24 protein-coding genes are annotated in these 24890 nt (G+C 56.8%); 21 read left to right on the top strand and 3 right to left on the bottom strand.

From position 1 onward, the window contains the following. Positions 1–13: 13 nt before the first annotated feature. The 15 genes from QBL02_RS07640 to QBL02_RS07570 all read left to right on the top strand — a co-directional run bounded on the left by QBL02_RS07640 (position 14) and on the right by QBL02_RS07570 (position 15943). A complete protein-coding gene (locus QBL02_RS07640; protein WP_282725816.1) occupies positions 14–1591 on the top strand; it encodes an amidohydrolase family protein in 1578 nt (525 codons plus the stop codon). Continuing rightward, positions 1588–2631 (top strand): Gfo/Idh/MocA family oxidoreductase, encoded by a 1044-nt coding sequence (locus QBL02_RS07635; RefSeq protein WP_282725815.1) that lies wholly within the window; start codon positions 1588–1590, stop codon positions 2629–2631. Before QBL02_RS07640 ends, QBL02_RS07635 begins: the two co-directional genes overlap by 4 nt. After that, complete coding sequence (locus tag QBL02_RS07630) at positions 2628–3581, top strand: hypothetical protein (protein WP_282725814.1); 954 nt, start codon at positions 2628–2630, stop codon at positions 3579–3581. Before QBL02_RS07635 ends, QBL02_RS07630 begins: the two co-directional genes overlap by 4 nt. A gap of 22 nt (positions 3582–3603) precedes the next feature. Continuing rightward, positions 3604–4461, top strand: coding sequence for a fumarylacetoacetate hydrolase family protein (locus QBL02_RS07625; RefSeq protein ID WP_282725813.1), 858 nt, complete (start codon positions 3604–3606; stop codon positions 4459–4461). An 86-nt stretch (positions 4462–4547) separates the two neighbouring features. Continuing rightward, entirely contained in the window at positions 4548–6149 is a 1602-nt protein-coding gene (locus QBL02_RS07620; protein WP_282725812.1) for an ABC transporter substrate-binding protein, read from the top strand. 4 nt (positions 6150–6153) lie between these two features. Beyond that, the gene (locus QBL02_RS07615) at positions 6154–7116 is read left to right on the top strand and encodes an ABC transporter permease (RefSeq protein WP_282725811.1); all 963 of its coding nucleotides are present in this window, start codon (positions 6154–6156) and stop codon (positions 7114–7116) included. Beyond that, positions 7113–8054 (top strand): oligopeptide ABC transporter permease, encoded by a 942-nt coding sequence (gene opp4C / locus QBL02_RS07610; protein WP_282725810.1) that lies wholly within the window; start codon positions 7113–7115, stop codon positions 8052–8054. Before QBL02_RS07615 ends, opp4C begins: the two co-directional genes overlap by 4 nt. A gap of 4 nt (positions 8055–8058) precedes the next feature. After that, on the top strand, positions 8059–9072 hold the full coding sequence (locus QBL02_RS07605; protein WP_282725809.1) for an ABC transporter ATP-binding protein: 1014 nt from the start codon (positions 8059–8061) through the stop codon (positions 9070–9072). Beyond that, a complete protein-coding gene (locus tag QBL02_RS07600) occupies positions 9069–10106 on the top strand; it encodes an oligopeptide/dipeptide ABC transporter ATP-binding protein (protein ID WP_282725808.1) in 1038 nt (345 codons plus the stop codon). The genes QBL02_RS07605 and QBL02_RS07600 overlap by 4 nt, the downstream gene beginning before the upstream one ends. Before the next feature lie 21 nt (positions 10107–10127). Continuing rightward, positions 10128–11225 (top strand): alanine racemase, encoded by a 1098-nt coding sequence (locus QBL02_RS07595; protein ID WP_282725807.1) that lies wholly within the window; start codon positions 10128–10130, stop codon positions 11223–11225. Positions 11226–11267: 42 nt separating this feature from the next. Further along, complete coding sequence (locus QBL02_RS07590; protein ID WP_282725806.1) at positions 11268–11660, top strand: RidA family protein; 393 nt, start codon at positions 11268–11270, stop codon at positions 11658–11660. A gap of 230 nt (positions 11661–11890) precedes the next feature. After that, positions 11891–12499, top strand: a complete 609-nt coding sequence (locus QBL02_RS07585) for a fumarylacetoacetate hydrolase family protein (protein WP_282725805.1) — start codon at positions 11891–11893, stop codon at positions 12497–12499. A gap of 247 nt (positions 12500–12746) precedes the next feature. After that, positions 12747–13775 carry an L-threonine 3-dehydrogenase gene (gene tdh / locus QBL02_RS07580; protein WP_282725804.1) on the top strand — a complete coding sequence of 343 codons (1029 nt, stop codon included), beginning with the start codon at positions 12747–12749 and terminating at the stop codon, positions 13773–13775. A gap of 48 nt (positions 13776–13823) precedes the next feature. After that, positions 13824–15017 (top strand): glycine C-acetyltransferase, encoded by a 1194-nt coding sequence (locus QBL02_RS07575; protein ID WP_282725803.1) that lies wholly within the window; start codon positions 13824–13826, stop codon positions 15015–15017. Further along, entirely contained in the window at positions 15014–15943 is a 930-nt protein-coding gene (locus QBL02_RS07570; protein WP_282725802.1) for a LysR family transcriptional regulator, read from the top strand. Before QBL02_RS07575 ends, QBL02_RS07570 begins: the two co-directional genes overlap by 4 nt. A 56-nt stretch (positions 15944–15999) precedes the next feature. Here QBL02_RS07570 and QBL02_RS07565 read toward each other — a convergent pair whose 3' ends face one another. Further along, on the bottom strand, positions 16000–16545 hold the full coding sequence (locus QBL02_RS07565; RefSeq protein ID WP_282725801.1) for an XRE family transcriptional regulator: 546 nt from the start codon (positions 16543–16545) through the stop codon (positions 16000–16002). Positions 16546–16684: 139 nt separating this feature from the next. Here QBL02_RS07565 and QBL02_RS07560 point away from each other — a divergent pair, with 139 nt between their 5' ends. The 6 genes from QBL02_RS07560 to yiaA all read left to right on the top strand — a co-directional run bounded on the left by QBL02_RS07560 (position 16685) and on the right by yiaA (position 22637). Next, a complete protein-coding gene (locus QBL02_RS07560) occupies positions 16685–18145 on the top strand; it encodes a Na+/H+ antiporter NhaC family protein (RefSeq protein ID WP_349238639.1) in 1461 nt (486 codons plus the stop codon). A 49-nt stretch (positions 18146–18194) separates the two neighbouring features. Continuing rightward, the gene (locus QBL02_RS07555; RefSeq protein WP_282725799.1) at positions 18195–19127 is read left to right on the top strand and encodes a dihydrodipicolinate synthase family protein; all 933 of its coding nucleotides are present in this window, start codon (positions 18195–18197) and stop codon (positions 19125–19127) included. Further along, the gene (locus QBL02_RS07550; RefSeq protein ID WP_282725798.1) at positions 19124–20308 is read left to right on the top strand and encodes an FAD-binding oxidoreductase; all 1185 of its coding nucleotides are present in this window, start codon (positions 19124–19126) and stop codon (positions 20306–20308) included. The genes QBL02_RS07555 and QBL02_RS07550 overlap by 4 nt, the downstream gene beginning before the upstream one ends. Next, a complete protein-coding gene (locus QBL02_RS07545; protein WP_282725797.1) occupies positions 20305–20586 on the top strand; it encodes a (2Fe-2S)-binding protein in 282 nt (93 codons plus the stop codon). Before QBL02_RS07550 ends, QBL02_RS07545 begins: the two co-directional genes overlap by 4 nt. Continuing rightward, entirely contained in the window at positions 20586–22016 is a 1431-nt protein-coding gene (locus QBL02_RS07540) for an NAD(P)/FAD-dependent oxidoreductase (RefSeq protein ID WP_282725796.1), read from the top strand. Before QBL02_RS07545 ends, QBL02_RS07540 begins: the two co-directional genes overlap by 1 nt. A 129-nt stretch (positions 22017–22145) precedes the next feature. Further along, positions 22146–22637, top strand: a complete 492-nt coding sequence (gene yiaA / locus QBL02_RS07535) for an inner membrane protein YiaA (RefSeq protein ID WP_282725795.1) — start codon at positions 22146–22148, stop codon at positions 22635–22637. 20 nt (positions 22638–22657) lie between these two features. Here the strand turns inward: yiaA and QBL02_RS07530 are convergent, their stop codons facing one another. Together QBL02_RS07530 and QBL02_RS07525 are read right to left on the bottom strand one after the other, a co-directional pair. Continuing rightward, the gene (locus QBL02_RS07530) at positions 22658–23659 is read right to left on the bottom strand and encodes a LysR substrate-binding domain-containing protein (RefSeq protein WP_282725794.1); all 1002 of its coding nucleotides are present in this window, start codon (positions 23657–23659) and stop codon (positions 22658–22660) included. An 89-nt stretch (positions 23660–23748) separates the two neighbouring features. Further along, entirely contained in the window at positions 23749–24876 is a 1128-nt protein-coding gene (locus QBL02_RS07525; protein WP_282725793.1) for an MBL fold metallo-hydrolase, read from the bottom strand. Positions 24877–24890: the final 14 nt, after the last annotated feature.

Below are 24890 nucleotides of genomic sequence, written 5' to 3'. Positions count from 1 at the left end.
TAGCCGCGGAATTATGTCTACTTCTTCTGCTGACCGCATGGTGCTGATACATGGCACCGTTGCGGATGGACGCGGAGACGCACCGTATCAAGCCGATGTTGTCGTTTCGAACGGAGTTGTCGAATCCGTGATCCCTGCGGCCGCGCGACCCATTGGTGGCTACGACGCCGAAGTCATTGACTGCGCCGGCCAGATCGTGGCTCCGGGATTCGTGGATATTCATTGTCATTCAGACCTCAGCTTGCTGGCATATCCAGAAAACGAGAGCCGAATCAACCAGGGCGTCACAACCGAACTCGTAGGAAATTGTGGCATGTCACCGGCGCCGTTTGCAGGTGACATGGCTGGCCTCGCCAGTGTTGTCAGCACAATTGATGTTGTTCCAGAACTGAAATGGCAATGGGATGACGTCGCGGGCTGGCTCAACAAGTTAAGAGATACCCCGGCCGCCTCGAACGTGGCAGCTCAAATTGGCCATGGATCTGCAAGGTTTGCTGTTGCCGGACAGAGCGGGCGGGCGCTGTCTCCGCGTGAACTTGATCTGCTTGAAGAGCAATTGGAGATTGCATTCGACGCGGGTTGCGTTGGCGCCAGCGTTGGTTTGATGTATGCCCCAGGTGAGGGAGCTTCTGCGGAAGAAATCTATCGAGTGGCCAAAGTGGTAGCCAAGCATGATGGCCTGCTCTCGGCTCATTTGCGCGACTATCGATCAACCGCACTGATCGATTCAGTGAATGAACTTGCCGAGCCAGCACATAGAGCTGGTGCGAGGCTGCAAATTTCGCACCTTCGAGCCACCGGAGGTTCGGGCTTTGAAGACACACTGGCGCACATCGAGCGGCTCAGAGATGAACAGGACATCGCGGCTGACTCTTACCCATATGTTCACGGTCACACCACGGCGATACAACTGTTGCCTTCAGAAATTCGCATGACCGGACCAGCTGGGGTGCTCGAGTTTCTTAGTGACGACCTTCCCGCTGGTGCGCGCGCATTCGCCGCATCGGGGTATCTACCTGAACAGGTCATTGTGATGAAAGCGTCTGCTCGACCAGAATCAGTAGGTCTTTCGCTGGATCAGGCAGCGGGCGATCCTTGGCAACACCTGGCGCAGTTGATGCTTGATTGTTCGGGCGATGTAGATGTGGCGGTTGAAAGTGGTTCTTGGAATGATGTCGATCTCGCGATGAAAACACCATGGATCAGCATCGCTTCTGACGGTACGGCCCTGAATGAATCGCACCAAGCTTCTGTGCCGCATCCTCGATCCTGGGGTGCCTTTCCTGCTGCTTATCGTCGAATGCGTTCACTTGGTGTGGACATCGGCGAAGCCGTAAGGCGTCTAAGCGAGGCTCCCGCGAAGCGGATGAAGATGTCTGCCCTCATCGAGCCGGGTCTGCGTGCGGATCTCACTGTATTTGATGAACAAATATTTAGCTCTGCGGCGACTTTCGCAGCACCCGCGCAGGGTGCTTTGGGTCTGCAGCACGTGCTGGTTGCTGGTGCACCAGTTCTGCTGCACGGATCGCGCACCGGATCCCGCTCTGGAGTGTTTCTGAGCAAAACAAATGGAGGAGTGACTACCCAATGACAGACAAGCCAGTTGGCGTTGGAATCATCGGAGTCGGTGGTATCGCGCTAGAACATATGAAGGCGCTGAGGGCATCGTCTCAATTGCGGCTGATCGGTGTGACTGACATGGATATCGGTCGGGCGAGCGAAGTGGCTCACCTTGAACGCTGCGAGTCGTATCCAGATGTCGCTGACATGCTCGCTGCGGAAGAAGTCGAAGCGGTTATCGTATGCACGCCAAACTTCAGTCACGCAGAACTTGGCCGTCAGGTGCTTGAAGCAGATAAGCACCTTTTGATGGAAAAACCACTCGCGATGCACGCCGCTGACGCTGCTCAGCTCGCCGAGATGGCCGCACAACGTGGACTTGCGCTCGCCGTAGGGCATAGCCACAGGTTTTCAGACCAGGGAATTGCCATTTCTGAGGTGATTGAAAGCGGTGCGATTGGCACACCACGTTTCGTTCGAATTGTCATGAACGGTGGGTGGATCTGGCCCGGTTGGCAGGCTTGGGTGCTGAACCCGGAGGCGTCAGGTGGGCATTCTCTGCACAACGGGGTGCATCTCAGCGACCTGGCTTCATGGTGGATTGGTGAACCGGCAGAAAGTGTCTTCTCGGTTGGTCAGAAAGCCACAAGTGCTGCTCTTGGTATTTATGACTATCTCGTAATGGAACTCTCGTTTCCTTCAGGAGCGACCGCAGTGTGTGAGGTAAGCCGTGGCGAGAGGCCTCGCGGTGCAAGTTTTCTTGAGATGACCGTCGTCGGTTCAGAGGGAGTTCTGAGTCGAGAGTGGGATGCAAACGGGCTTTTGATGTGGAATGAAGCTGGGATTGAGGCTCCTGCACCGGATGGTACGGGTCTTCGTGTGTTCGTTCGTGAGCTCGAGAGTTTCGCGGCCGCCGTTCGAGGGCAGGGCCAGGTGACACCACCAGTATCTGCAGCCGTGCACGCAGTGCAGGTTGCAGAGGCATCTGAACGTTCACTTGCGCTTGGCCAGACCGTACGCATTACCGACATATCCAAGAAGGATGCGAGCGCAACGGGAGAGCAAGCATGACTGAGACACGAGTACTACTGGCCGGATTTTCTGGTGGCCCGAACCAAAATCACCAGAGCGAAATGTGGGCTCCTAAACTTCAAGAAGCAGGCTTGCTTGCCTCTGAGATTTGGGTACCATCTTCCACTTCGGGCGTTGAACTCGAACAGGCAGGCGTGCTTGCCGCTCGACTGGGTCTGCCATTGCAGGTTTCTGCGATGCCAGAGACTAGCGCTGCGTGCGCGATCGTATGTTTGCAAGGCGAGGATCGCCTTCGCTTCTTAAGGTTCGCCGCTGAACGCAAACTTCCGGTGTTGCTCGATAAGCCAACGCTCAGCGATACTGCGGAGCTGCAACAGCTTGCAGAATTGCCCACGACAATCATTGCTCCGCATCATTTTTCGGCACACCCAAGCTTCACTCGAGCGATGTCTGCTGTCCGGGGTGCTGAATTTGGTCTCTTGCGGGCAGTGGCAGTTGAACTTGTTGTAGCCGCCGGTGATGGCGCCTATCCGGGTGGTGAACTGCGCAATCTTGGTGTTTATGCAGTTGATTTGTTGCGCTCAGCAACCGGACCTGCCCAGCTGAGTTTGCAAGCGCACGGCACCGGCGAAAGCTGGAGCATGCTTGGTCAGACTGATCGAGACGTGGTTGTGAGTGCACATATTTCACGTACCAGCGAGAGCGCAGGGGGCTCTGGTGTGCTCCGAGCAGCAGTGCGGTTTGTCGGCACACACGGATCAATGCTTGTCGACCTGATGAAACCAGCGTTTCAGGTGCAACGACCAGATGGCGTGACACGAGTGCAATTTGGCGAAGACTCCGTTGTCTCGCAACTCAGAGCGCTGGTTGCGCACTCGAAGGGTTCCGCAAGGGTCACTCCAAACCTTGACCTTGTTGTTTTGAGCCGTGCACTCGATCAGATAGAAGCCTCTGCAAAATCTGGCAGCGAAATCACCCTCACTTGGTAGCAGGAATAAGGAGAACGAAACCATGAAATGGCTCACCTTCGCAACGGATAACTCCGTACGTCACGGTTATGTGGACGGAGAAGAGATCGTTGTGACCGGAGACGGCGACCTTTCCGAAGTAGTTGCTGGTACCGCAACCGAGAGCCCTATAACGAGAGTGCCTCTGGCCGGAGCGCGGATCCTTGCCCCGTTATTGAAACCCGGAAAAATCATTGCGGCCGCCGCGAACTACCAATCTCATGTTACGGAGTCGGGAGCGCAAGAGCGGGACGAACGGATCGCAACGCCGCGACTGTTCTTGAAACCAGACAGCTCCCTTATCGGCCACGAGGCCCCGGTCGAGTTGGACCCCATGACTCGCGAACTCGATTGGGAAGTTGAACTCGCAGTTGTGATCGGCGCAGTAGCTAGAAGAGTAAGTGAAGCTGACGCGCTCAAATATGTGTTTGGTTACGCGACGAGCAACGATATCTCTGCCCGTAGCTTGGAACTGGGCGAAGAGCGAGATGACGCTGCTCAAAGCGCATTCTTTGACTGGCTTGAAGGAAAGTGGCTTGACGGGTCGGCACCGATCGGACCGTTTTTGGTGTCGGCCGATGAGGTTGCCGATCCACAGGATCTTGCCCTTACCTTGCTTGTGAATGGTGAAGTGAAGCAGAGCGGCAACACTTCAGAAATGATTCACGATGTTGCTGAACTTGTCTCGTTCAGCTCGCGTCTCATGACGCTCAACCCAGGCGACATCATTTTGACTGGTACGCCGGCGGGAGTTGGTGCCACCACCGGCGAATACCTCGCGCCGGGAGACGTCATGGTTGCCGAAGTTGCCGGGCTCGGCGAACTGCATACGCCCGTAATTCTTCCCGCTCAGATCGATTGAACCGCCAAAGGAGACGGTGATCCAAATCAGTACGAACACTTACGAAATACATCATCCATACACAATTTTTAACTAAGGAGTTCCAAATGCAGAAGAAACTGCTGAAGAGTGCTCTGGCTTTCACCGCCGTCGCGGCGCTGCTTACAGGTTGCAGCGGTGGCGCATCCGGCGCGACTTCGGATGGCCAGACATCGGCAAACATTTACCTCTACCAGGCGCCAGAATCCTTTAACCCTCTGAAGCCTCCGATGGGTGGCGAACAACTAGCAATGTCGCTTGTGTTCGACAACCTTCTCACCACCGGCCCTGACTTTGAGTATGTGCCTCGACTCGCAGAGAGCTGGGACATTTCAGATGACGCAACGGAGTACACCTTTCATCTTCGTGAGGGCATGAAGTGGAGCGATGGTGAACCATTCACTGCCGAGGACGTGGTGTTCAGTTACACCCTGTTTGCCGACCCAAATGTGTCGAGTGCGCTACGTTCACGTTTGGCAAAGGTTGTCGGTTTTGATGAACTTGAAGCCGGGACAGCGGAGACCTTGAGTGGGGTTCAAGCTATCGACGATCACACAGTCAAAATCACGTTGACCGAGGCGAACGCTGGATTCCTTTCACTGATCGGCTATGGGTCGGTGTTCTACATTTTGCCTGAGCACGTGCTTGGCGAGACGGACCGAGCTCAGCTGCTAACTGACAGCTTCTTTGACAGCCCACAGGTAGGTATGGGGCCGTACCAAATTGATGAGTACAAGGCCGACCAGGAAGTAGTGCTCTCCGCCAATGAGAACTACCGCACTGATGTTGGCATTGACACGCTTTACCTCAAGCTCCTCACAAGTGATGTCGCCACTGCTCAGCTGGCCAGCGGCGAGATTGATCTTGTTCAGGTCTCAGCTCTTGACGTCGGCACGGTTGAAGGCCTCGACGGAGTAACCGTAGCGAGCAAGCCTTCGGCGGGCTTCTTCAGGTTGCTCCCGAACTTCAAGAAGTTCCCAGACGAGCGAGTGCGACAGGCGTTTCTCTACGCAATCGACCGTCAGGGAATTATTGATGGTGTGCTCGGAGGCCACGCGTCACCGATTAACAGCACAATCATGACCGATTGGGCGTTGCCGGGCGACCTCAATGATTATGAGTATGACGCCAAAAAGGCGAAGCAACTGCTGACCGAAGCGGGTTTTGATTTCTCGCAAGAAATCAAGGTCTCCTGGATTCCCGGTCAACGTGACCGCGACCAAATGATTGACGTTGTGATCGCGAATCTAAAAGACGCGGGCGTGAACGCGGTTGCACAACAGATTGACTCTGCAACACAGCTGCCAATGATCGAGAACGCTGAGTACGACCTGATGCTCTCAGCTGCCGGCGTGTACACGCCGGATCCAGCGAGCTCGTTCCCGTTGGTGGCATGTGACCAGGTGTACCCAGCCGGTTCAAACACCGCGTTGTTCTGCAACCCTGATCTCGACGCTCTCATGGTTAAGGGCGGGACGACTGCTGACCAGACTGCGCGCCAGAGTATCTATCAAGATGCCGCCCGTCTAGACAATCAGCTCGTGCCAATGCTTTGGCTAAGCGTCCCCGACACAATTTGGGTGCACAGCGATCGTCTGCAAGGGTTCCAGCCACACGGTGACTTCACCAATGGCTTCTGGAATGCTGCCGACTGGACAGTGAGCAGCTAATCCTATGTTGAGATCCCTCGTCACACGCCTGTTATCAAGCGTTCTAGTCTTTCTTGTAATCGCGATAGGCCTTTTTACGCTTGTGCGTTTAGCGCCCGGCGACCCCGTCGACATGATGGTGCCACCGGAGATCGCAGGAGAGGACCGAGTCGCGTACACCGCCGCGGTACGAGAACGACTGGGCCTTGACCAAGCCCTTCCGGTGCAATTTATGCGCTGGTTCGGCGGGTTGTTGACGGGGGATCTTGGCTACTCCTATTCGAGCGGTGCACCGGTATCTGGAATGCTTGCTGACCGGATCGGGCCGACGATGCTGCTGATGGGGAGCGCGTTGGTGATCGGACTGATTATCGCCGTTCCAGCTGGCGTGATCACTGCCATGAGGCGGGGCACCATCGTAGATCAGTCAATTAGCACTGTGAGCGTTGTTGCAATCGCAATACCTAGCTTCTTTAGCGCGATGTTGTTGATCTACATCTTCGCAGTCAAGCTGCGTGTTCTGCCATCGGCCGGAATGTACACCTCAGGTAGGGGTGACCTCGGTGACCTTATCCTGCATATGGTTTTGCCGGTGAGCCTGTTGGCGTTGACTGTTGCAGCACCGTTTACACGGTATGTGCGCAGTGGCATGCTCGAGGAACTTAACAAGGACTACGTTCGCGCCGTAGTAGCCAAGGGCGCCCGTCCAAGCTTGGCGATGGCACACGCCCTGCGCAACAGTCTCATTTCTTTGGTTACCGTAGTCGCGCTGTACATTCCAGTGTTTCTCGCTGGTGCGGTCGTGGTGGAACAAGTCTTTGCCTGGCCCGGAATGGGGCAACTCGCGATCAAGGCGCTTTCTACCCGTGACTATCCGGTGATCATTGGCTTCGGGCTCTACGTGGCGGTGCTCGTGCTTGTCTGCAATTTTGTCGCCGACATGCTCTATGCAGTTGTCGACCCACGAGTGAGGATGGCGAAGCAATGAATGAGCCAGTGAGCGAACCGCGGGTGGTGCACCCACCAAAGACCACTGTCGTGACTACGGTCGACGTGGAAAATGACGCAAAAAGGCGGGAGCTTTCGCCGAACCGGCTCGCAGTGCGCAGGTTCCTACGAAATCCACCTGCAGTCATAGGACTTGCAGTACTCGCGATCATCACCCTTGCGAGCGTTTTTGCACCATTCATTAGTCCGTTCGCGCCAGATGCAATTGACCTCGGTGCAATTCGTCAGCCTCCTTCAGCAGAGCACTGGCTAGGGACCGACTCGACCGGGCGCGACGTGCTCAGCCGTCTGCTGAGCGGAGGGCGAGTATCACTTGCCGTCGGCTTTCTGGCAGCATTCCTTGCCGTGACCACCGGCACCTTGCTTGGTGTGATTGCAGGTTGGTACGGCGGAGCAATCGATGCGGTTATTAGTCGTGTGATTGACATCATGCTGACAGTGCCACCAATTCTGGTGGTTATTGTATTGGCCGGAATTATCGGACCCAATGTGACACTTTTGATTCTCGTAATTGCCGGGCTCTCGTGGCCTGGCTCTGCACGTATCGCTCGAGGAGTGGTGCTGGGCTTGCGCGAACAAGAGTTCGTGCAGGCAGCTGGAGTGCTGGGGTCAAAGAGTTGGTTTGTGATCCGCAAGCATTTACTGCCCGGTGTACTGCCACCTGTCGTCGTGGCTGCCACACTCCTCGTCGCTGAGGCAGTGCTTCTTGAATCTGCATTGAGTTTTCTCGGTGCCGGGGTGCAGCCACCGCAGTCCAGCTGGGGAAACATGCTGACAGAAGCGCAATCACTTACGGTGCTCTCCTCTATGCCTTGGCTTTGGATTCCAGCGGGCACTGTAATCGCTCTCACTGTGCTCTCGGCGATGTCTGCCGGTGACGGGATCAGAGACGCAATTGACCCTCGAAAGAACAGGTGACGACTTGACGAACGCAATCGCGGTCAAAAATGCCGCCATTTCGATCCAAGATTTGGTGCTAGAACTACCCACTCCCAATGGTGACGTCAGAGTACTCGACGGAGTGAGCTTCGACATCGCCCCTGGAGAAATAGTTGGCATTGTCGGTGAATCCGGATCAGGAAAGAGCATGACGGCTCTTACTCTGATGCGCCTCTTGCCGCCAGGCGCAAACATCGTTTCGGGCCAGCTTGATTTTCACGGGGTTGACCTCAGCGCACTATCGCCTCGCGAACTTCGAAAGATCCGAGGCCGCCGAATCGGCATGATTTTTCAGGACCCCATGACGACGCTTGATCCGGTGGTGCAAGTAGGCGCTCAAATCGATGAAGCCTATCGAATTCACCATCCCAAGGCTTCGCGTGCCGAGGCTCGTCTCCGAACAATAGAAATGCTTGAGCTGGTCGGCGTGCCGGATGCGGCCCGCCGCGCAAAACAGTACCCACACCAGTGGTCCGGTGGTATGCGCCAGCGGGCAGTGATTGCTATGGCGTTGGTCAACGATCCGGAAGTTGTGATTGCTGACGAGCCGACTACCGCTCTGGACGCAACAATTCAGGCCCAAGTTCTTGATGTGCTGGTGAAGGTTCGTGATGAACTCGGAGTTGCCATCGCCCTCATTACTCATGATCTCGGGTTGATTGCACAATTCGCGAGTCGTGCGGTTGTGATGTACGCGGGCCGTGTACTTGAAGTCGCAGGCACGCACGAGCTATTTGACGATAGCCGACATCCATACACCGCTGCGCTCATCAGTAGTCGGCCAGGATCTACTCCACGCGGCGAGGATTTGGTTACGATTCCCGGACGTCCCCCTGCGATGGATGAGCTGCCAATCGGGTGCCCGTTTGCGCCGCGATGCGTCTCTCCCTTCAAAAGTGAAAAATGCGACAAGGAACGACCGAGTCTCGAGGCGTCAGCCGATGGAAGACTGAGCGCCTGCCACTACCGCAACGAACGACACGAGGTGATGAGATGAGTGAGCGGGTGAATTTAGAGGCCGTGCGAGATGAGAATGGCGCGATTGCCTCTGCACAAGAAGTTTTGAGCCTCGAGAACCTTGAGGTGCACTTCACTAGCTCAAGCCCATTCGGGCGGAAAAGTACCATCTATGCGGTAGACGGCGTCAACCTGAGCGTGTCCGAGCGAGAAACTCTTGGCATCATCGGAGAGTCAGGCTGCGGCAAGAGTACAACTGGGCGAGCGATCGTGCACTTGAATGAACCGACCGGTGGCACTATTCGATACCGAGGCGAAGACATCACTCGACCGGGTCGCGCAAGGAAACAAGAGCTGCGTGAAAAGATCCAGTTCGTGTTTCAAGACCCTCAATCATCACTGAATCCGCGAATGACGGTGCAGGAAATCATCGCTGAGCCACTACGGGCGTTTGGTCGATGGGAGGGGCAGAAAAGTGTCGAGAAAGTTGCAGAGCTGCTCGACCAGGTAGGCCTGCCCCGGCAAGCTTTACAGCGATATCCGCACGAGTTTTCTGGCGGCCAACGACAGCGAATCGGCATCGCTCGTGCGCTTGCGCTTGACCCGGAACTCTTGATTCTTGACGAGCCAGTCTCGGCGCTTGACGTTTCAGTACAGGCGCAGGTACTGAATTTGCTGATGGAACTGCGCAACACCAGTTCGCGAGCGTTCATCATGATTTCGCACGATCTTGATGTGATTAGGCACGTTGCTGATCGAATTGCAGTGATGTACCTCGGGCAGGTAATCGAGACTGGCCCAGCCGATGAGGTGCTCGACCGTCCGGCACATCCCTATACGGCTGCGCTCGCTTCCGCGACGCCTCCCAATAGCCCAACCGAGGTTCGTGAGCGAATTGTGCTGAAGGGTGATCTCCCCTCAGCTGCGAATCCTCCAAGTGGTTGCCGGTTCCGTACCCGGTGCTGGTTGGCGACTGATCGTTGCGCATCCGAGGTGCCGAAACCTGTGCATGTCGGCGGTAGCAACAGGACCGTTGCTTGCCATTACCCGCTGTTGCAAACGGAATCAAACTAGTCGAGAACAGGTGCATGAGTCATGAGCCAATACATTGGATCAACCATTAACGAGTTGCCAAGTCCAGCGGTCCTGATTGAGCAAGAAGTGCTTCATCGAAATATCGATGAAATGGCGGCACATGCGAACCGTCTAGGTGTCGCTCTGCGGCCTCATTGGAAGACGAGTAAAACAAATGAAGTAGCAAAGCTGCAATTGGCTGCTGGCGCGATTGGGCACACCGTTGCTACAGCTGAGGAAGCTCTTGCGTTGGCAGGAGCAGGCCACCCGGATATTTTCTGGGCATATCCGCCGGTCGGGCCGCACCGTGTGCAGACAGCAATAGAGGTAGCGAAACGCACGAGATTGATCGTTGGGCCAGATTCGATTGAATCATTGCGACCTCTCGCCACCTCGGCGGCTGCCGCTGGCATAGAAATCGATGTCCGCCTTGAAATTGATACTGGTGTGCGTCGAACGGGAGTACACCCTGACCAAGCAGTGCAAGTGGCGCTGGAAATGAGTGCACTTGCCGGCGTTCGGTTCGAGGGCGTATTTATGCACGAAGGTCATGTGCAGGGTGTCGGCGCCGACCCTGAACTGCGTCAGCGCACGGGCGAGGCTGCGGCCCGGCTCTTGGTTGAAACCGCAGAGGCGATCCGCGCAGCTGGTGTGGAGGTGGAGAGTGTTTCGGTTGGATCGACCGCTGGAGTAAGGTCGGCGCCCCTGATTCGCGGTGTCACGGAAGCACGGCCTGGAACTTACGTTTACGGAGACGAAAATCAGGTGTCGATCGGCACCGTTGCTCCTGAAGACGCCGCAATGACAGTACTCAGCAGAGTGATTAGCGTAGAACGGGCGCAGCCGGTTCTCATAGACGCTGGAATCAAAGCGATGAGCAGCGACGGCAGCATGCACGGTGACGGCCGTATCGGAACAGTCGTTTCAGCTAGCGGTGGAATCGTCTCTATGGGTCACGAAGAGCATGGGTTTCTTCACGGAAGCGAGGGCCTCTCAGTGGGCGACGTGATTCGGATTCGACCCAACCATGCTTGCGGTTTAAGCAATATGCATTCACGGGTTTTTCTGGTGCACAACGAAGTTGTCGTTGCCGAATGGCCCGTGCTTGGCCGACACTGATTTGTTTTGTTTGCCCATAGATCTAAAGAACGGAAACTAAGAATGACTAGTGCCATGGTGAAATCAATCTCGACACCGTATGCTCCTCCTCCCGCCGGCCCCTACTCGCCAGGAGTCGTAAGCTCGGGGTTTGCTTTTCTCGCGGGGCAGGGACCGTTTGACGCCTCCGGTGCGCGAATCGGTGAGACTTTTGCCGACCAAGTGAGAGCGACCTTTCGCAACCTTGAGGCTGTCGCGAATGCTGCGGGTAGCAGCTTGCAGCACGCAGTGCGCTATGGCGTCTACCTACGCAATCTCGACGACTTTGCGGAGTTTAATGAGATTGCAAAGGAGTTCTTGAGCGAGCCGTATCCTGCCCGAACCACAATTGAGGTGCAATTGCGTGGGTTTGATGTGGAGATAGACGCGATTGTTGCAGTACCGGTGAGTCAGTAGTGAAGCTGATCAACCGAAACGGTCGGGCGACTCTTTTCAGTAAGCGCGGCGAGATTGATGTAGCCGAATCGAGTAATGGGAGATTCCCGGCGGAGCTCGATTCGCTTTATTTCAGCTGGTCGGAGTTTGCTGAGTGGGCCAAGGCATTCGACGCCCCCAATCGTGAAGTTGATCTAGTGGATCGACGAGATCTGGGCGCTGTTTCTCCGGCTCCAAGTCAGGTTCTAGCTGTGGGTCTTAACTATGTGGATCACGCGGCAGAGTCCGGATTCCAGGTTCCTGAGTATCCAATTGTGTTCACAAAGTTTGCTTCATCGATTGTGGGGCCGTTCTCTGAACTCACGTTGACCAGTGGCACTGTCGACTGGGAAGTTGAGCTGGTGGCAATCGTCGGAGTCGGCGGAAGAAACATCTCAGCTGAGGATGCTTGGCAGCATATTGCGGGGCTCGCAATTGGCCAAGACTATTCAGATCGAGACGCTCAATTTCGAGGGCAACCCGCACAGTTCTCCCTCGGAAAATCATTTGCAGGCTTTGGTCCCATCGGCCCGGTGCTCGTGAGCCCAGAAGAGTTTCTGGCACAGAGCGATCCGGTGATTGAGTGCCTGATTGACGGAGAGCGTGTGCAGAGTGCCACAGTTTCAGACATGGTGTTTCCGATACCTGATCTAGTGGAGAAGCTTTCTGCGATTGTTGAACTGCGACCCGGGGACGTGATTTTCACCGGTACACCGCCGGGGGTTGGATTTGGACAAACGCCCCCGCGCTATTTGCGGCAGGGGCAAGTTGTAACTTCCAGGATTTCCGGCCTCGGTGTCATGGAACAACGCTGCGTGTAACGACGCTGAGCAGACACTCAATAGCCATCGTCGCGGGCCGTGCGCAAACGTGCATAGCTCGCGATGATGTCTTATTTCAGGAACTGATTGAGGGATTCTGCCACCTTGTGCGGCCCAGCGCCCAATTGTTACGTGTAGAAAATCTGTGGTCGGGTTTCAGAAAGGCTCGATGGCGCAAGTGAGCTTTTGCTCGGCAAACTGTAGGCAACGCACGGGGTGCGAAGTTGTTTGTCGGATAGGAACCACATTGAAAGCGCTAGTCAAAAAGCATGCCGAACCGGGGCTGTGGCTGGAAGACGTTGCAGAACCTGAGATTGGCCACAGTGAGGTGCTGATCAAGGTGCTGCGTACCGGTATCTGCGGCACTGATTTGCACATTCGTAAGTGGGACGGTTGGGCACAGCAAACCATCAAGACTCCTCTGGTGCTCGGCCACGAGTTCTCGGGTGAGGTGGTCGAGATTGGCCGCGATGTGACCGACATTGCGGTCGGTGACCTTGTCAGTGGCGAGGGACATTTGGTGTGCAACAAGTGTCGCAATTGCATGGCGGGCCGGCGGCACCTCTGCGCAGCTACGGTGGGCCTCGGCGTTGGCCGCAACGGTGCGTTTGCCGAATACGTCGCTTTGCCCGCTAGCAATGTGTGGGTGCATCGCATCGCGATCCCACTCGATGTGGCCGCGATTTTTGATCCTTTCGGCAATGCGGTGCACTCGGCTCTGTCGTTCCCACTCGTCGGCGAAGACGTCTTGGTGACGGGCGCTGGCCCAATCGGAATCATGGCGGCGGCGGTGGCGAAGCATGCTGGTGCGCGCAACACAGTAATCACCGACATCAGTGATGCCCGGCTTGAACTCGCCGAGTCGATGGGTGTCACGCTCGCGGTAAACACCGCTAAAACCTCACTCGAGCAGGCCCAAAGAGCGCTTGGCCTGAAAGAGGGTTTCGACATTGGCCTGGAGATGTCGGGCAGCCCGATCGCTATGACAGGCATGCTCGACAGTATGGCGCACGGCGGTCGCATTGCGATGCTTGGTTTGCCGGCTGAAGATTTCGCTATTGACTGGGCCAAATTGGTGACTTCGATGATCACGATCAAGGGCATTTATGGCCGCGAAATGTTCGAAACCTGGTACGCCATGACGACGCTCGTGCAGGGCGGCCTCGACCTTAGCCCAGTGATTACTGGACGCTATGCCGCACAAGATTTTGAGCAGGCATTTGATGAAGCTGCGAGTGCGAGCAGTGGCAAGATCGTGCTCGACTGGACCGCATAGCTGGTTCCCTCCCCATTGTTCACCTCGCTTGATTAAGGAACTCCAAATATGTTCACCTCAGTACGAGAAGACCTGCGCGCCACTCTGAGCCAGATCAAAAACGACGGCCTCTTGAAGCCAGAACGTGTGATTTCTTCGGCGCAGGGAGCGCTTGTTTCAGTCATTGCTGACGGCGAGAACAGCTCAGTGCTGAACTTCTGCGCAAACAACTATCTTGGACTTGCCGACAATGCCGAGGTCGTGGCCGCTGCCGAAGATGCCCTGAAACAGTGGGGTTACGGCTTGGCATCGGTACGTTTTATCTGCGGTACCCAAGAGATTCATAAGCAACTCGAGGATCGCCTTGCCTCGTTTGTTGGTCAAGAAGACGCAGTGCTTTTCTCGTCGTGCTTTGACGCGAACGGTGGCGTGTTTGAGACGCTGCTTGATTCCTCGGATGCCGTGATTTCTGATGCCCTGAACCACGCCTCGATCATTGACGGTATTCGACTGTCAAAGGCGAGCCGCTACCGCTACGCGAACCGGGATATGGCTGATCTTGAGGCGCAGTTGCAGCAGACCAAGGGTGCCCGCCGCCGTTTGATCGTCACCGATGGCGTGTTCTCAATGGATGGCTACATTGCGCCGCTGCAAGAGATTTGCGATCTTGCCGAAAAGTATGACGCGATGGTGATGGTCGACGATTCGCACGCGGTTGGTTTTGTTGGGCCAGAGGGTCGAGGCACGCCAGAACTGCATGGCGTCATGGACCGTGTTGACATTATCACCGGCACACTCGGTAAGGCGCTCGGTGGGGCATCGGGTGGTTACGTTGCAGCGCGTCAGGAAATCGTTGATCTGCTGCGTCAGCGTGCACGGCCTTATCTTTTCTCGAATTCCCTTGCGCCTGTGATTACCGCCGCTTCGCTCAAGGTGCTCGACATTCTTGAAACAGCCTCGGATTTGCGTGATCGTCTTGCCGAGAACACGGGGGTGTTCCGCTCGGAGATGGCGGCTGCGGGTTTTGATATCTTGCCGGGCGAGCACGCGATTGTGCCGGTCATGATTGGTGATGCGGCCGAGGCGGCACGCATGGCCGAGTTGCTGCTCGAACGCGGTATTTACGTGATCGGCTTCTCGTATCCGGTGGTTCCGCTGGGCGAGGCACGCATTCGAGTGCAGATGTCTGCTGCTCATTCAATTGAAGATGTCCGTGTGGCTGTGGCCGCATTCAAAGAAGTTCGAACGATAATGGCATCGTGATTGATCCGCGCAGACTCAGGGTGCTTCGGGCGGTCGCCGACCATCAGACGGTGACCGCTTCGGCAGCTGCGCTGTACCTCACCCCCTCGGCGGTTTCGCAGCAGCTGAATGCGCTTGAGCAAGAGACGGGTCAGCAATTGCTCACCCGCAGTGGCAAGGGTGTGCGGCTTACGAGTGCGGGTGAGTTGTTGCTGCGTCACGCCGATGCAGTGTTGATGCAGTTGGAGCGGGCCGAGGCTGATCTTGCCGCTTTTGCTGCTGGCGAGGCTGGTGAAGTCGTGGTTGCTGGGTTTGCGACTGGCATCACCGAGGTGCTTGCCCCGGCCAGTGCGCGGTTGCGCGAAACTCATCCGGGCGTGCGGTTTCGGGTGAACGATGTCGAGGGTGACGCGGCTTTGCAGCTGCTGCTCGACGGTGAACTCGATATTGCGCTTGCGGTCGATTACCGCGGTGCGCCCCGCGAAGATGATGCGAGGCTCACACGGTATTCGTTGTATGTTGAGCCGTTTGACGTGGTGTTGCCTGCTGAGCATCGCGCGCTTGCTGCTACCGAGATTTCGTTGGCTGAGCTCGCTGAAGAGGTGTGGATCGGCCCGTACCAGGGCAACCCGCTGCATTCGGTGGTGTGGCACGCGTGTGAGCAGTCGGGGTTCGAGCCAGATTTTCGGCATCACTCAGATGATTTCCGCGCGGTTGTGGCTTTGGTGCAGGCCGGGGCCGGTGTTGCTTTGATTCCGCGTTCTGCTTTGCGGGGGATCAACCTGAACAGTGTCGTGGTGCGACCGGTGACGGGTCCCGTCGCAACTCGTCGCGTGTTTGCCGCGGTACGAAACGGATCATCGGGTCATCCGTTGGTGCGGGTGGCGCTCGCCGCAATGCAGGAGGTTGCTGAACGGGTTTCTGCTTACGAGGCTTTTTCGAGCTAGCTGGCAGTCGCCGGGCGGCGCGAAGCTAGGTCGGCGGCCGGGCTGCTGGCTGTTGACTATGGAGTTGGTGGGCTTACCGTGAGCACGAAGGTCACTGTTTCGCTGCTGTTGTTGCCGTAGCGGTGGGCTTGCTGCGAGGCGAAGGTGACAGATTCACCTGTCTGCACTTCGATTGTTTTTGTAGCGAGTTCGATCACGAGGGTGCCGGAGTCGACAAAAACGCACTCTACCGCTTGGTGCGACCAGGCGGTTTCGCTTGACCATGCGCCTGGTGCGAGAGTGCCACGGAGCACTTCGAAGTTGCCGTTTCCTGGGGTCAGGCGTTCGTACTGGATGCTGCCAACCGGTGTGCTGATGCGGGAGCGTTCGCCGGGTCGGCTGATGTGTAGGAGCACTGGGTTCTCGACAGCAAACAGCGATGATGATGCTTCGCCGAGCACGCTGGAGAGCGCGCGAAGGGTTTTTAGGCTTGGCTCTGCGATACCGCGCTCGACTTGGCTGAGCAGGGTGGGGGATAGGCCGGTTTCGGCTGAGAGTTGGCGCAGCGAGAGACCCTGCTCCGCGCGAAGATCGCGAAGGTTTTTCCCAATTTCGCTAACCATGAATTAACCATAGCGGAGCGCAGGTTGCGTTGCACTGCATGCGTGACGCCGGGAAATAGAGGAAAGATGACCCGTGTGTAAAATTTTGTTTGCTAAAGTTGACAGAACCTGACAGGATTTTTCCGAAATACAAAGGCGTATGAAAGGTTCCACCATGAACGACCAGATACTCCGCTTCCGCGGGGGTATAGCGATGGCTTTTTTGCCCGTCGCAATATTTTTAGTTTTTTGCATTCTTTACTTTGTCGTGTTCAATGCGTTCGACATGACGGCACTCGCAATGGGCGGCTTTGTCGCCTTGCTCATCGGCGCCCTCTTTGCGCGTCAGTACAGCCTGTTCTGGGAACACGTGATGCGCGGCATCAGCAGTCCGACCTCGATCTCAATCGTCGTGATTCTCTTCATGGTCGGAATGATCTCAGAACTCATCAAGGCAACCAACGTTTCCGGCGGATTCGTTTGGCTCGCCCAGAGTATTGGCCTTAACGCCGGAATCTTCCCGTTCTTTGTCTTTCTTGCGGTCGCCGCGATCGCTATGTCGACCGGATCTTCGATCGGTACGTTCTTTACTGCATTCCCAATCTTTTACGCCGCGGGGATCGCGATTGGTGCCGATCCTGCGCTACTTGCAGGAGCAATTCTCTCTGGCGGCATTTTCGGCGACAACCTTGCTCCGATCTCGGACACCACCATCATCTCCTCCTCAAGCCAGCGGTTCCGCAGCAAGGAGGGCGTCGCTGACGTCGGCGGTGTAGTGAAGCAGCGAGCTCGCTACGCCCTCATCAGCGTCGCTATTGCCGCGGTGCTGTTCTTGGTGCTCGGCATGGCAAACGCGCACAGCGGCAACGTAACGCCAGACTTCGAGGGTGCGACTCCGCTACCGCTCGTTATGCTGATCCCAGTTGCCATCATGCTGATTGTTGCGATGAAGACCCGCGACATCTTCCTGGCCGTTACGGTGGGACTGATTCTCGGAACGATCACCGGTCTCGCAACAGGCCTGATTGGCTTCAGCGATATTGTCGGTGTGAGCGATGGTGCACCAGTCGGGTACCTGTACAGCGGAGTTGCAAACATGATTGGCACAGTCACCCTCGTGATCTCGGTGTTCGGCATCATGGGTGTGCTGCGCGGTGCCGGTGTGATGGACATGCTGGTTGACCGACTCGTCTCGGGGCGTCTAGCGTCAACTCCACGCGGCGCCGAAGCCGCTATTGGTATCGGCATCTCAGCGACCACGGTGCTTTTCGGCGGCGTCAACTCGGCTTCGATGCTGAGCTTCGGCCCCATCGCTGATGAATTGGGCTCACGAGTAGGTCTGCACCCCTACCGCCGCGCAAACATCATGGACTGCTTCGCGCTTGGCCTCGCGTCAGTCATTCCGTTCCTGAGTGCGTACCTATTTATTGGAGCGCTGCTGACAAAGGGCTACGAGGGTGTAGCTCCAATCTCGACATTCGAGTTGTTCCCTGCGACCATTTACCCGCTCGTACTTACTGGGGTAATGATCATCGCCGTGATTACTGGCTGGGGACGCAGCTTCGAAGGTGCGGACGGACTCGTCGAGAAGTCACGTCAAACAGCACTGCAAGACGCCTAACCCAAGTGCTGCGCTCAGCAACACACTCCGCTGAAACGAGGAAATAACAATGGATCGCACTAGCGTCGCATGGACCGGATACATTCCGGCAATCACTACTCCGTTTAGCGAGAGTGGCGTGCTTGATCTTGAATCTTTCGATGGTCAAATGGAGTGGCTAGTTGCTGAGCGTATGCACGGGGTGATCCTCGCCGGTACGAGCGGCGAGTGGTTCAGCATGAACACTCAGGAGCGGGCAGACCTTTTTGCTGCCGGTGCAAAGTACCGCAGCGAAAACTTCACAGTGATCGGTGCGTGCAACGCCTTTACAAAGGCCGAAGCGATTACGCACGCGCATGCAGCAGAGCGCGCAGGACTCGACGGCATTCTGCTCACGCCACCCCCATACGTAGTGCCCAATCGAGAAGAGATTGTTGGCTTCTACCAGGCAGTCTCAGACGCATCAGACATTCCGCTGACCGTTTATAACTGGCCCCGTGGCTGCGTTGTTGACATGGACACCGACCTACTCGATGAGCTCGCCGATATTGAAAACGTTGTTGCAATAAAAAACTCAACCGGAAACTTCGCGTCGTTCCTTTCCGGAATGTACAAGCTTGAGTCAAAGGTTCGCTACTTCGGAATGCCAACGAGCGAACTGGGTGCTGACCTTGCACTACTCGGACACGGTGACGGCTTGATGGGCTCGGGCGGAGTGCTCGGCGCGGATCACCCTGACTTCTGGCGTGCAATTGCCGCGGGTGATCGTGACCGTGCCATCAAGCTGGGTGAACGTGATCGCGTCATCATGGAGTCCTGGTTCCGACCAGACTACGGCGTGCAATTTGGCAATCAGCAGGCGATTATGAAGACAGCATTGCGCTTGCGAGGTGTGCCAGCTGGATTTGTGCGCGATCCGCTACTCGAACTCGACGCTGCCGGAGTAGCAAGAATCGAAGACACCCTGCTGAGCCTCGGAATTGAAACCGTAGCTTCGTCGTGAGCGACCACTTCGATGCCCTGGTAGTTGGCGGTGGCCTGCTCGGCTGCGCGACCGCTTGGATGCTGGCGCGAGAGGGAGCGTCAGTGCTACTTGCCGAACGCGACCAGATCAACCAGCATGCCTCGGGGCAAAACGCGGGCAGCCTGCACTTCCAACTTGAGTATCGAATGATGGAACACGGCATCGAAGCGGCTAAAAAAGCCGCTGAAGCAATGCCGTTGCACCTCGAAGCGGCAACTCTTTGGGCCCAGCTGCCGACGCTTAGCGGCGAGAACTTCGAGGTCAAGCAATCTGGTGGCCTGATGGTTGCCGAGAACTCCGCACAGGCGAAGTTGCTCGAGCAGAAAACTGAAATCGAGCGCTCCTGGGGCTTGGATGTCGAGATGCTCGACCAGGCCGGGGTGCAAAAGATTGCACCATATCTTTCCAGCTCAATCGTGGCGGCCGCCCACAGCCCGATTGAGGGGAAGGCCGACACGCGTACGGCGGCTCCTGCACTTGCCAGGGCCGCCGTACGGGAGGGGGCAGAAGTGCGTGCTCGATGCGAAGTCACCGCGATGGAGCGCACCGGAGGTCAATGGCGAGTAACTCTGCAAGAGGGTGCTGCTACTCGACAGGTTACCGCAGACGCGGTCGTGATCGCAGCCGGGGTGTGGACAACTGCACTTGGCGAAATGGTTGGCAGCAGTCTGCCAACCATTCCGCTGGCACTAACAATGACAGCGACCCTGAGAGTGCCAAAGTTCATAGGACATCTGATTCAGCACGCCGGTGCGAGGCTATCGTTGAAGCAGGCGCTCGACGGCAATGTGCTCATCGGAGGAGGCTGGCCTGCGCGATTGATGCAAACAGCCGGGGGAGAACCAAACCTTTCGGCAAGGCCAGAACTACTGCGCGAATCTCTTGCGGGCAACGCTAACGCGGCGCTCGCGGTAGTACCGGGACTAAACGGCATTCCCACACTGCGAAGCTGGGTTGGCACAACGACTGTGGCCCCCGACCAATTGCCGCTCGTCGGTGCTGTTTCAGGTAAGCCGGGAATGTTTGTCGCGACCGGTGGATCAGCGTTTACCTTGGGGCCAAGTTTTGCCCAGGCGCTTGCTGCGCTTGTGGCAGGTCGCGCTCCAGATACAGATCTTTCTAGTTTTGATCCAATGAGATTTCAAAAGGTGCAATCATGAGCGCATCACGACTAAACGCCGAGCGCGGCGAGCCATTCGAGTTCGAATTCTGCGGAAAACCAGTCGCAGCTCACCGAGGGGAAACGTTAGCTGCTGCGCTGATGTCTGCGGGAGTGGAAGAGTTTGCGGTGACTGCCAACGGCGAGCCACGGCAGCCGTTTTGCAACATGGGCACCTGTTTCGATTGCGTCGTAACAGTCAATGGGCAACGTCTGGTGCGGTCCTGTCTCACAGATGCCGAAGCAGGTATGTGCGTAGAAAAGCATGAGGCAAGTTGATGAATGAACTGGTGATCGTTGGTGCCGGCCCAGCTGGTATGGCGGGAGCAGTCGCAGCAGCAGAACACGGTATCGATGTTCTGGTTATCGACGAGCAAGCTCAGGGTGGCGGCCAGATTTTTAGGCGACCACCGGCAAGTTTCGGCGTGAAAACGAACTACGGTCCGTACCGTTGGGCAGAGCAGCTGATCGCACGTTTTGAGTCTCACCCCCGCATCCGCACGATGTTCCGGAGCACCGCATACGGCGTGCTTCGTGACAGAGATGCCTCGGGGATGCAGCTTCAAATTGGCGTCAGCAGAGATGGCCACGGTGAGACTGTGGCGGCAGGCCGGCTTCTTATTGCCACTGGGGCATATGACATGCCTGTTGCCTTCCCCGGTTGGACCCTTCCAGGGGTAATGACGGTGGGAGCTGCGCAGTCGCTTCTCAAAAGCCAGAAGGTACTTGCCGGTCGGCGGATCATTCTCGCCGGTTCTCACCCGTTGCTATTGATTGCAGCAGAGCAACTCATCGACGCTGGAGCACAGATTGCTGAGATCGCGTTTGCGCGTGGCTTGCCAAGCGTCAGTGAAGCCGCAAAAGCGATTCCTGCAGCACCCGGGCATTTGGCTGTGTTTGCCGAAGCGGCCCGTGCAACGGCAAAACTTGTGGCCAGGGGAGTAAAGATTTCAACTCGCACCATAGTCACCGAGGCGATCGGGAAGTCTTCTTTGCGGGGTGCAAAACTCTCCCGGGTTGATCGCAATTGGAGGCCAGTCGGTACATCAAGAGAGCTCGAGGGAGACCTTTTGCTGCTGGGTTATGGCTTCTCACCATCGACCGAGTTAGCCCGGCAGGCTGGCTGCGAGATGCTGTGGAGTTCAAAGCTCGGGGGATGGGTTGTGCGGCATGATGCGAGTTTCGCCACCAGTGCTGAGTCAATCTACATTGCCGGTGAACCAACCGGGGTTGCTGGTGCAGAACAGTCTTGGGCAGAGGGCTGGCATGCCGGCCTGAATATTGCATACTCCCTTGGCGTGCGTACACAAGAGCTCACTAAGGCGCTTGCCGACTCAGAAACTCATCTCACCAAGAGCGCACGCTTTTCGAGCGTCGTTCAAAAAATGTTTGAGCCAAACCGCCATGCTCTAGCGCACCTTTCAGCGCCAAAAGAAACCATTGTTTGCCGATGTGAGCTTGTAACTTCAGAGCGAATAGATGAGGTGCTTGATCTGAACCCCTTCTTATCAAGCTCGAGTGCTCTCAAGCTCGAGTGTCGCAGTGGAATGGGGCCCTGCCAGGGCCGCTACTGCGAGGGCACGGTTTCTGCCCGCATTGCAGAGGCGCGCAAGAGCGATATTGAGAGCTCCGGATACTTTACTGCCCACTTTCCGATTAAGCCGGTGGTGCTCAATGCCTACCAGGGGCTCGATGATTCGCAGAAATAGGGCGTAGACGTATTCCCGATCCGCAACACAGAGGTAAGTATGCTCACAGAGTAATCAACCTTGCAAAGCCGCTTGGTTGAATTCCAGAGAAGGAATGTCTTCTCGGATGACCTGTAAAGGAACCCCCTCATGTCGAACGAATCACAAGAAGTCCGCGTTGTTGCACAGAAGCCAACTCCTGCTTTCATCGGTATTTCATGGCTCGCTTTGCTGATCGGTTTGAGCTGCTACTTCATCGGTCTGTTTAACTCGCGCATGGAGCTTAACGAGAAGGGCTACTACTTCGCGATCCTGATCCTTGGCCTGTTCGCTGCTGTCTCGCTGCAGAAAACCGTTCGCGATCGCGCCGAGGGAATCCCGGTCACAAATCTGTATTACGGCCTCACTTGGCTCGCAGTTGTTATCTCACTCGCCCTGCTGGTCATCGGCCTCTGGAACGCGGGCAGCCTGATTCTCAGCGAAAAAGGGTTTTATGGCATCGGCTTCACGATGAGCCTCTTCGCTGCGGTTGCCGTGCAGAAAAACGTTCGTGACCTCGCTGCTTTCAACAACGGCAAGGAAGAGCAAGACACCGAAAACTCTGAGCGCTATCACGCACCGCAGTACGGCAGCGAAAACTAAGTCACGGTTTTCGCGTTGGATCAAGCCGCGGGACGGCGCTGCCCAACGCTCGTGATCACTCGCTCAAGTGCAGATTGAAAATCTCGCACCGTCGCAGAATCGTTGCTCACACTGCTGTGGGCTGACGTTCCGCGCAACACGATATCGCCGAGAGTGCGCTCCATAGTCACTTCGGGGCAATCAAGCGCGACAAAACGATCGTCGCCCGAGACCATGCCCTCCGGAACTATGGCGACCAGATCGGTTGAGAGCAGGAGCGTCTCGGGTAGCGAAATCGTTGAGTGGGTGATCACGCGGCTTGGCAGTTCAACCCCAGCCTGAGTGAAACCGGAGCGCACGAAACGGCCAACGCGCGTGCTGTTTGACGGCAGCAACCACAAGTGCTCGCGCAGATCAGCCAGCGACTTTGTGCCGTTGAGTGCAGCCGGGTGATTCCGGCGTACTACCGGGGTCACCGCCTCAATTGCGAGCGGGCGCGCAACCAGGTCACTCGTCTCTGCCTGGCGATCCACTCGGCCAACCAAAATGTCGATATCGCCCGATCGTAGCTGCCGCAGTAGCTGATCTGGCGTTGCCTCAACCAGCTCAATACGCACATCGGGCCGAACGGCAAGCAGGGCAACAATCGCCTCGGAGAGCAGACGGTGTTTTCCCGATAGATGCGTACCAACGACCAGGCTGCCACCGGTCTCCTCTGCGACATTTTTGGCGTAGCGGGCACCCAAACGCAAATGTTTCAGAACCGCCCTCGCATGATCGTCAAACACGCGGCCGGCCGGAGTGAGCGTCGCACCCTGGGGCGAACGCGTGAACAGCACCACACCCAGCGCTTTCTCGGCCTCCGCTACAGACCTCGTTACCGCCGGCTGTGCAACGCGAAGCACCTGTGCGGCGCGGCCAAAACCGCCGGTGTCGGCCACTGCGATGATGGCGGTGAGATGGCGCATGCGCAGCCGGCCATCAAGAATGTGATCGAAGTGGTCGGCAGGGCTGAACTCTGGCTCGGGATCCTGGACGCTCATGGTCTCGACCTCTCCGCCGAAGGCAAACGCCCGGCTCCTGCTTTGAGACTAGCGCAGCAGCCGGGCATCACTTTAGCGTTTTTGGGCGCTTAGTCCCGGCCAAGGAAAGCGGCGACATCGATCACATCGAGATCTTCGCTTGCGTGTACCGGACCGCCGAACTCATGACTGGCAATGACCTCAAGGTACTCACTGCTGATTGATCCATCGTCTGGATAGATGTGATGTAGCACCAGGCCAGCAGCGCCCATCTGCGCGGCAAAGGCTCCAACGCCGACGGTGCCAGACCCGCTGCGGGGGTCAACTCCGGAAGACAGCGGAGTGTGCGCTTCAAGAATTTGCGTGGTCATTGTGCTTTCGAGCTCAGTGCCGGTAAATACGGCCAGGGCACTCTCGACATCCATCACCTCGTTTACCAAGATGTCAGTGCCGTTACCGAGCTTTGCCAGGTTCGGATTCGGTGCCGCATCGCCACTGAAGGTGACCGAACCGTAGGCGGTATCGAAACGGAAGCCCCAGGCGGGGTAGACCGGTGGGTGCTCCACCAGAATGGCGGTGACCTTCACCAGATCGTCTTCGTAAACCAGCACGGGTTCCATGTCGGGTGATACGTGCTCCGGTCCCGCCTCGGCAGGCGCGGGAATCGCTCGGATATCGAGCATGCCCTCTCCGTTTGTGCCGGTGAGGTCTCGCGGGCGATCTGCAACCCGACGCACAGTATGGATCGCGTTGTTCAGATCGTATGCATTTGCAGCAAACAGGTAGTCAATCATTTCGATCACGCCGGGCGTTGGATCTTCTGGACAAATCAACTGAGTGTTTGGTGCGGCGGCAAAGCCTGGAGTGCTGAGGTCGCCTGCGTCGGCACGATCTGGGCCAATCACGGCAATAGTTTGCTCGTCATAGCGCCAGTGCGGAAAGTTCGAATTGATGAACGGGTAAAAATCTGCCACGTGATCTGAATGCAGATGGGTGAGGAAGATCCCACGCACATCACCGAAGTGCAGGCCGCTTTCGAAAAAACGCTGTACGAGGCCGGCGCCGGCGTCAATCACATAGACGACACCATCGACCACGAGCGCGGTTGAAGTGGCAGCACGGAGGCTGGGGAACGGGCCGGCACGTGTGCCAAGCATGACCAGGTGCATGCCGGTTCTGCGCGGTGGCTCAGCCCGGAATCGTGGCGGCTGGCGGGTGAGATAACTCGGGGTAGTCATGACTTTGTCTCTTT

It is taken from the genome of Leucobacter sp. UT-8R-CII-1-4 (assembly GCF_030010235.1).
Classification (GTDB): domain Bacteria; phylum Actinomycetota; class Actinomycetes; order Actinomycetales; family Microbacteriaceae; genus Leucobacter.
Note: the sequence above shows the minus strand (reverse complement) of the source record. Positions and strands in the feature narration are given on the sequence as shown.

What these genes read in the sequence shown, in the direction of transcription:
- QBL02_RS07595 (WP_282725807.1), top strand. Translation starts at nt 10,128, where the DNA reads ATGAGCCAATACATTGGATCAACCATTAACGAGTTGCCAAGTCCAGCG.
- QBL02_RS07530 (WP_282725794.1), bottom strand. Translation starts at nt 23,659, where the DNA reads ATGAGCGTCCAGGATCCCGAGCCAGAGTTCAGCCCTGCCGACCACTTC.
- QBL02_RS07525 (WP_282725793.1), bottom strand. Translation starts at nt 24,876, where the DNA reads ATGACTACCCCGAGTTATCTCACCCGCCAGCCGCCACGATTCCGGGCT.
- QBL02_RS07615 (WP_282725811.1), top strand. Translation starts at nt 6,154, where the DNA reads ATGTTGAGATCCCTCGTCACACGCCTGTTATCAAGCGTTCTAGTCTTT.
- QBL02_RS07625 (WP_282725813.1), top strand. Translation starts at nt 3,604, where the DNA reads ATGAAATGGCTCACCTTCGCAACGGATAACTCCGTACGTCACGGTTAT.
- QBL02_RS07575 (WP_282725803.1), top strand. Translation starts at nt 13,824, where the DNA reads ATGTTCACCTCAGTACGAGAAGACCTGCGCGCCACTCTGAGCCAGATC.
- QBL02_RS07600 (WP_282725808.1), top strand. Translation starts at nt 9,069, where the DNA reads ATGAGTGAGCGGGTGAATTTAGAGGCCGTGCGAGATGAGAATGGCGCG.
- QBL02_RS07545 (WP_282725797.1), top strand. Translation starts at nt 20,305, where the DNA reads ATGAGCGCATCACGACTAAACGCCGAGCGCGGCGAGCCATTCGAGTTC.
- yiaA (WP_282725795.1), top strand. Translation starts at nt 22,146, where the DNA reads ATGTCGAACGAATCACAAGAAGTCCGCGTTGTTGCACAGAAGCCAACT.
- QBL02_RS07630 (WP_282725814.1), top strand. Translation starts at nt 2,628, where the DNA reads ATGACTGAGACACGAGTACTACTGGCCGGATTTTCTGGTGGCCCGAAC.
- opp4C (WP_282725810.1), top strand. Translation starts at nt 7,113, where the DNA reads ATGAATGAGCCAGTGAGCGAACCGCGGGTGGTGCACCCACCAAAGACC.
- QBL02_RS07635 (WP_282725815.1), top strand. Translation starts at nt 1,588, where the DNA reads ATGACAGACAAGCCAGTTGGCGTTGGAATCATCGGAGTCGGTGGTATC.
- QBL02_RS07640 (WP_282725816.1), top strand. Translation starts at nt 14, where the DNA reads ATGTCTACTTCTTCTGCTGACCGCATGGTGCTGATACATGGCACCGTT.
- QBL02_RS07540 (WP_282725796.1), top strand. Translation starts at nt 20,586, where the DNA reads ATGAATGAACTGGTGATCGTTGGTGCCGGCCCAGCTGGTATGGCGGGA.
- QBL02_RS07560 (WP_349238639.1), top strand. Translation starts at nt 16,685, where the DNA reads ATGAAAGGTTCCACCATGAACGACCAGATACTCCGCTTCCGCGGGGGT.
- QBL02_RS07590 (WP_282725806.1), top strand. Translation starts at nt 11,268, where the DNA reads ATGACTAGTGCCATGGTGAAATCAATCTCGACACCGTATGCTCCTCCT.
- QBL02_RS07555 (WP_282725799.1), top strand. Translation starts at nt 18,195, where the DNA reads ATGGATCGCACTAGCGTCGCATGGACCGGATACATTCCGGCAATCACT.
- QBL02_RS07565 (WP_282725801.1), bottom strand. Translation starts at nt 16,545, where the DNA reads ATGGTTAGCGAAATTGGGAAAAACCTTCGCGATCTTCGCGCGGAGCAG.
- QBL02_RS07620 (WP_282725812.1), top strand. Translation starts at nt 4,548, where the DNA reads ATGCAGAAGAAACTGCTGAAGAGTGCTCTGGCTTTCACCGCCGTCGCG.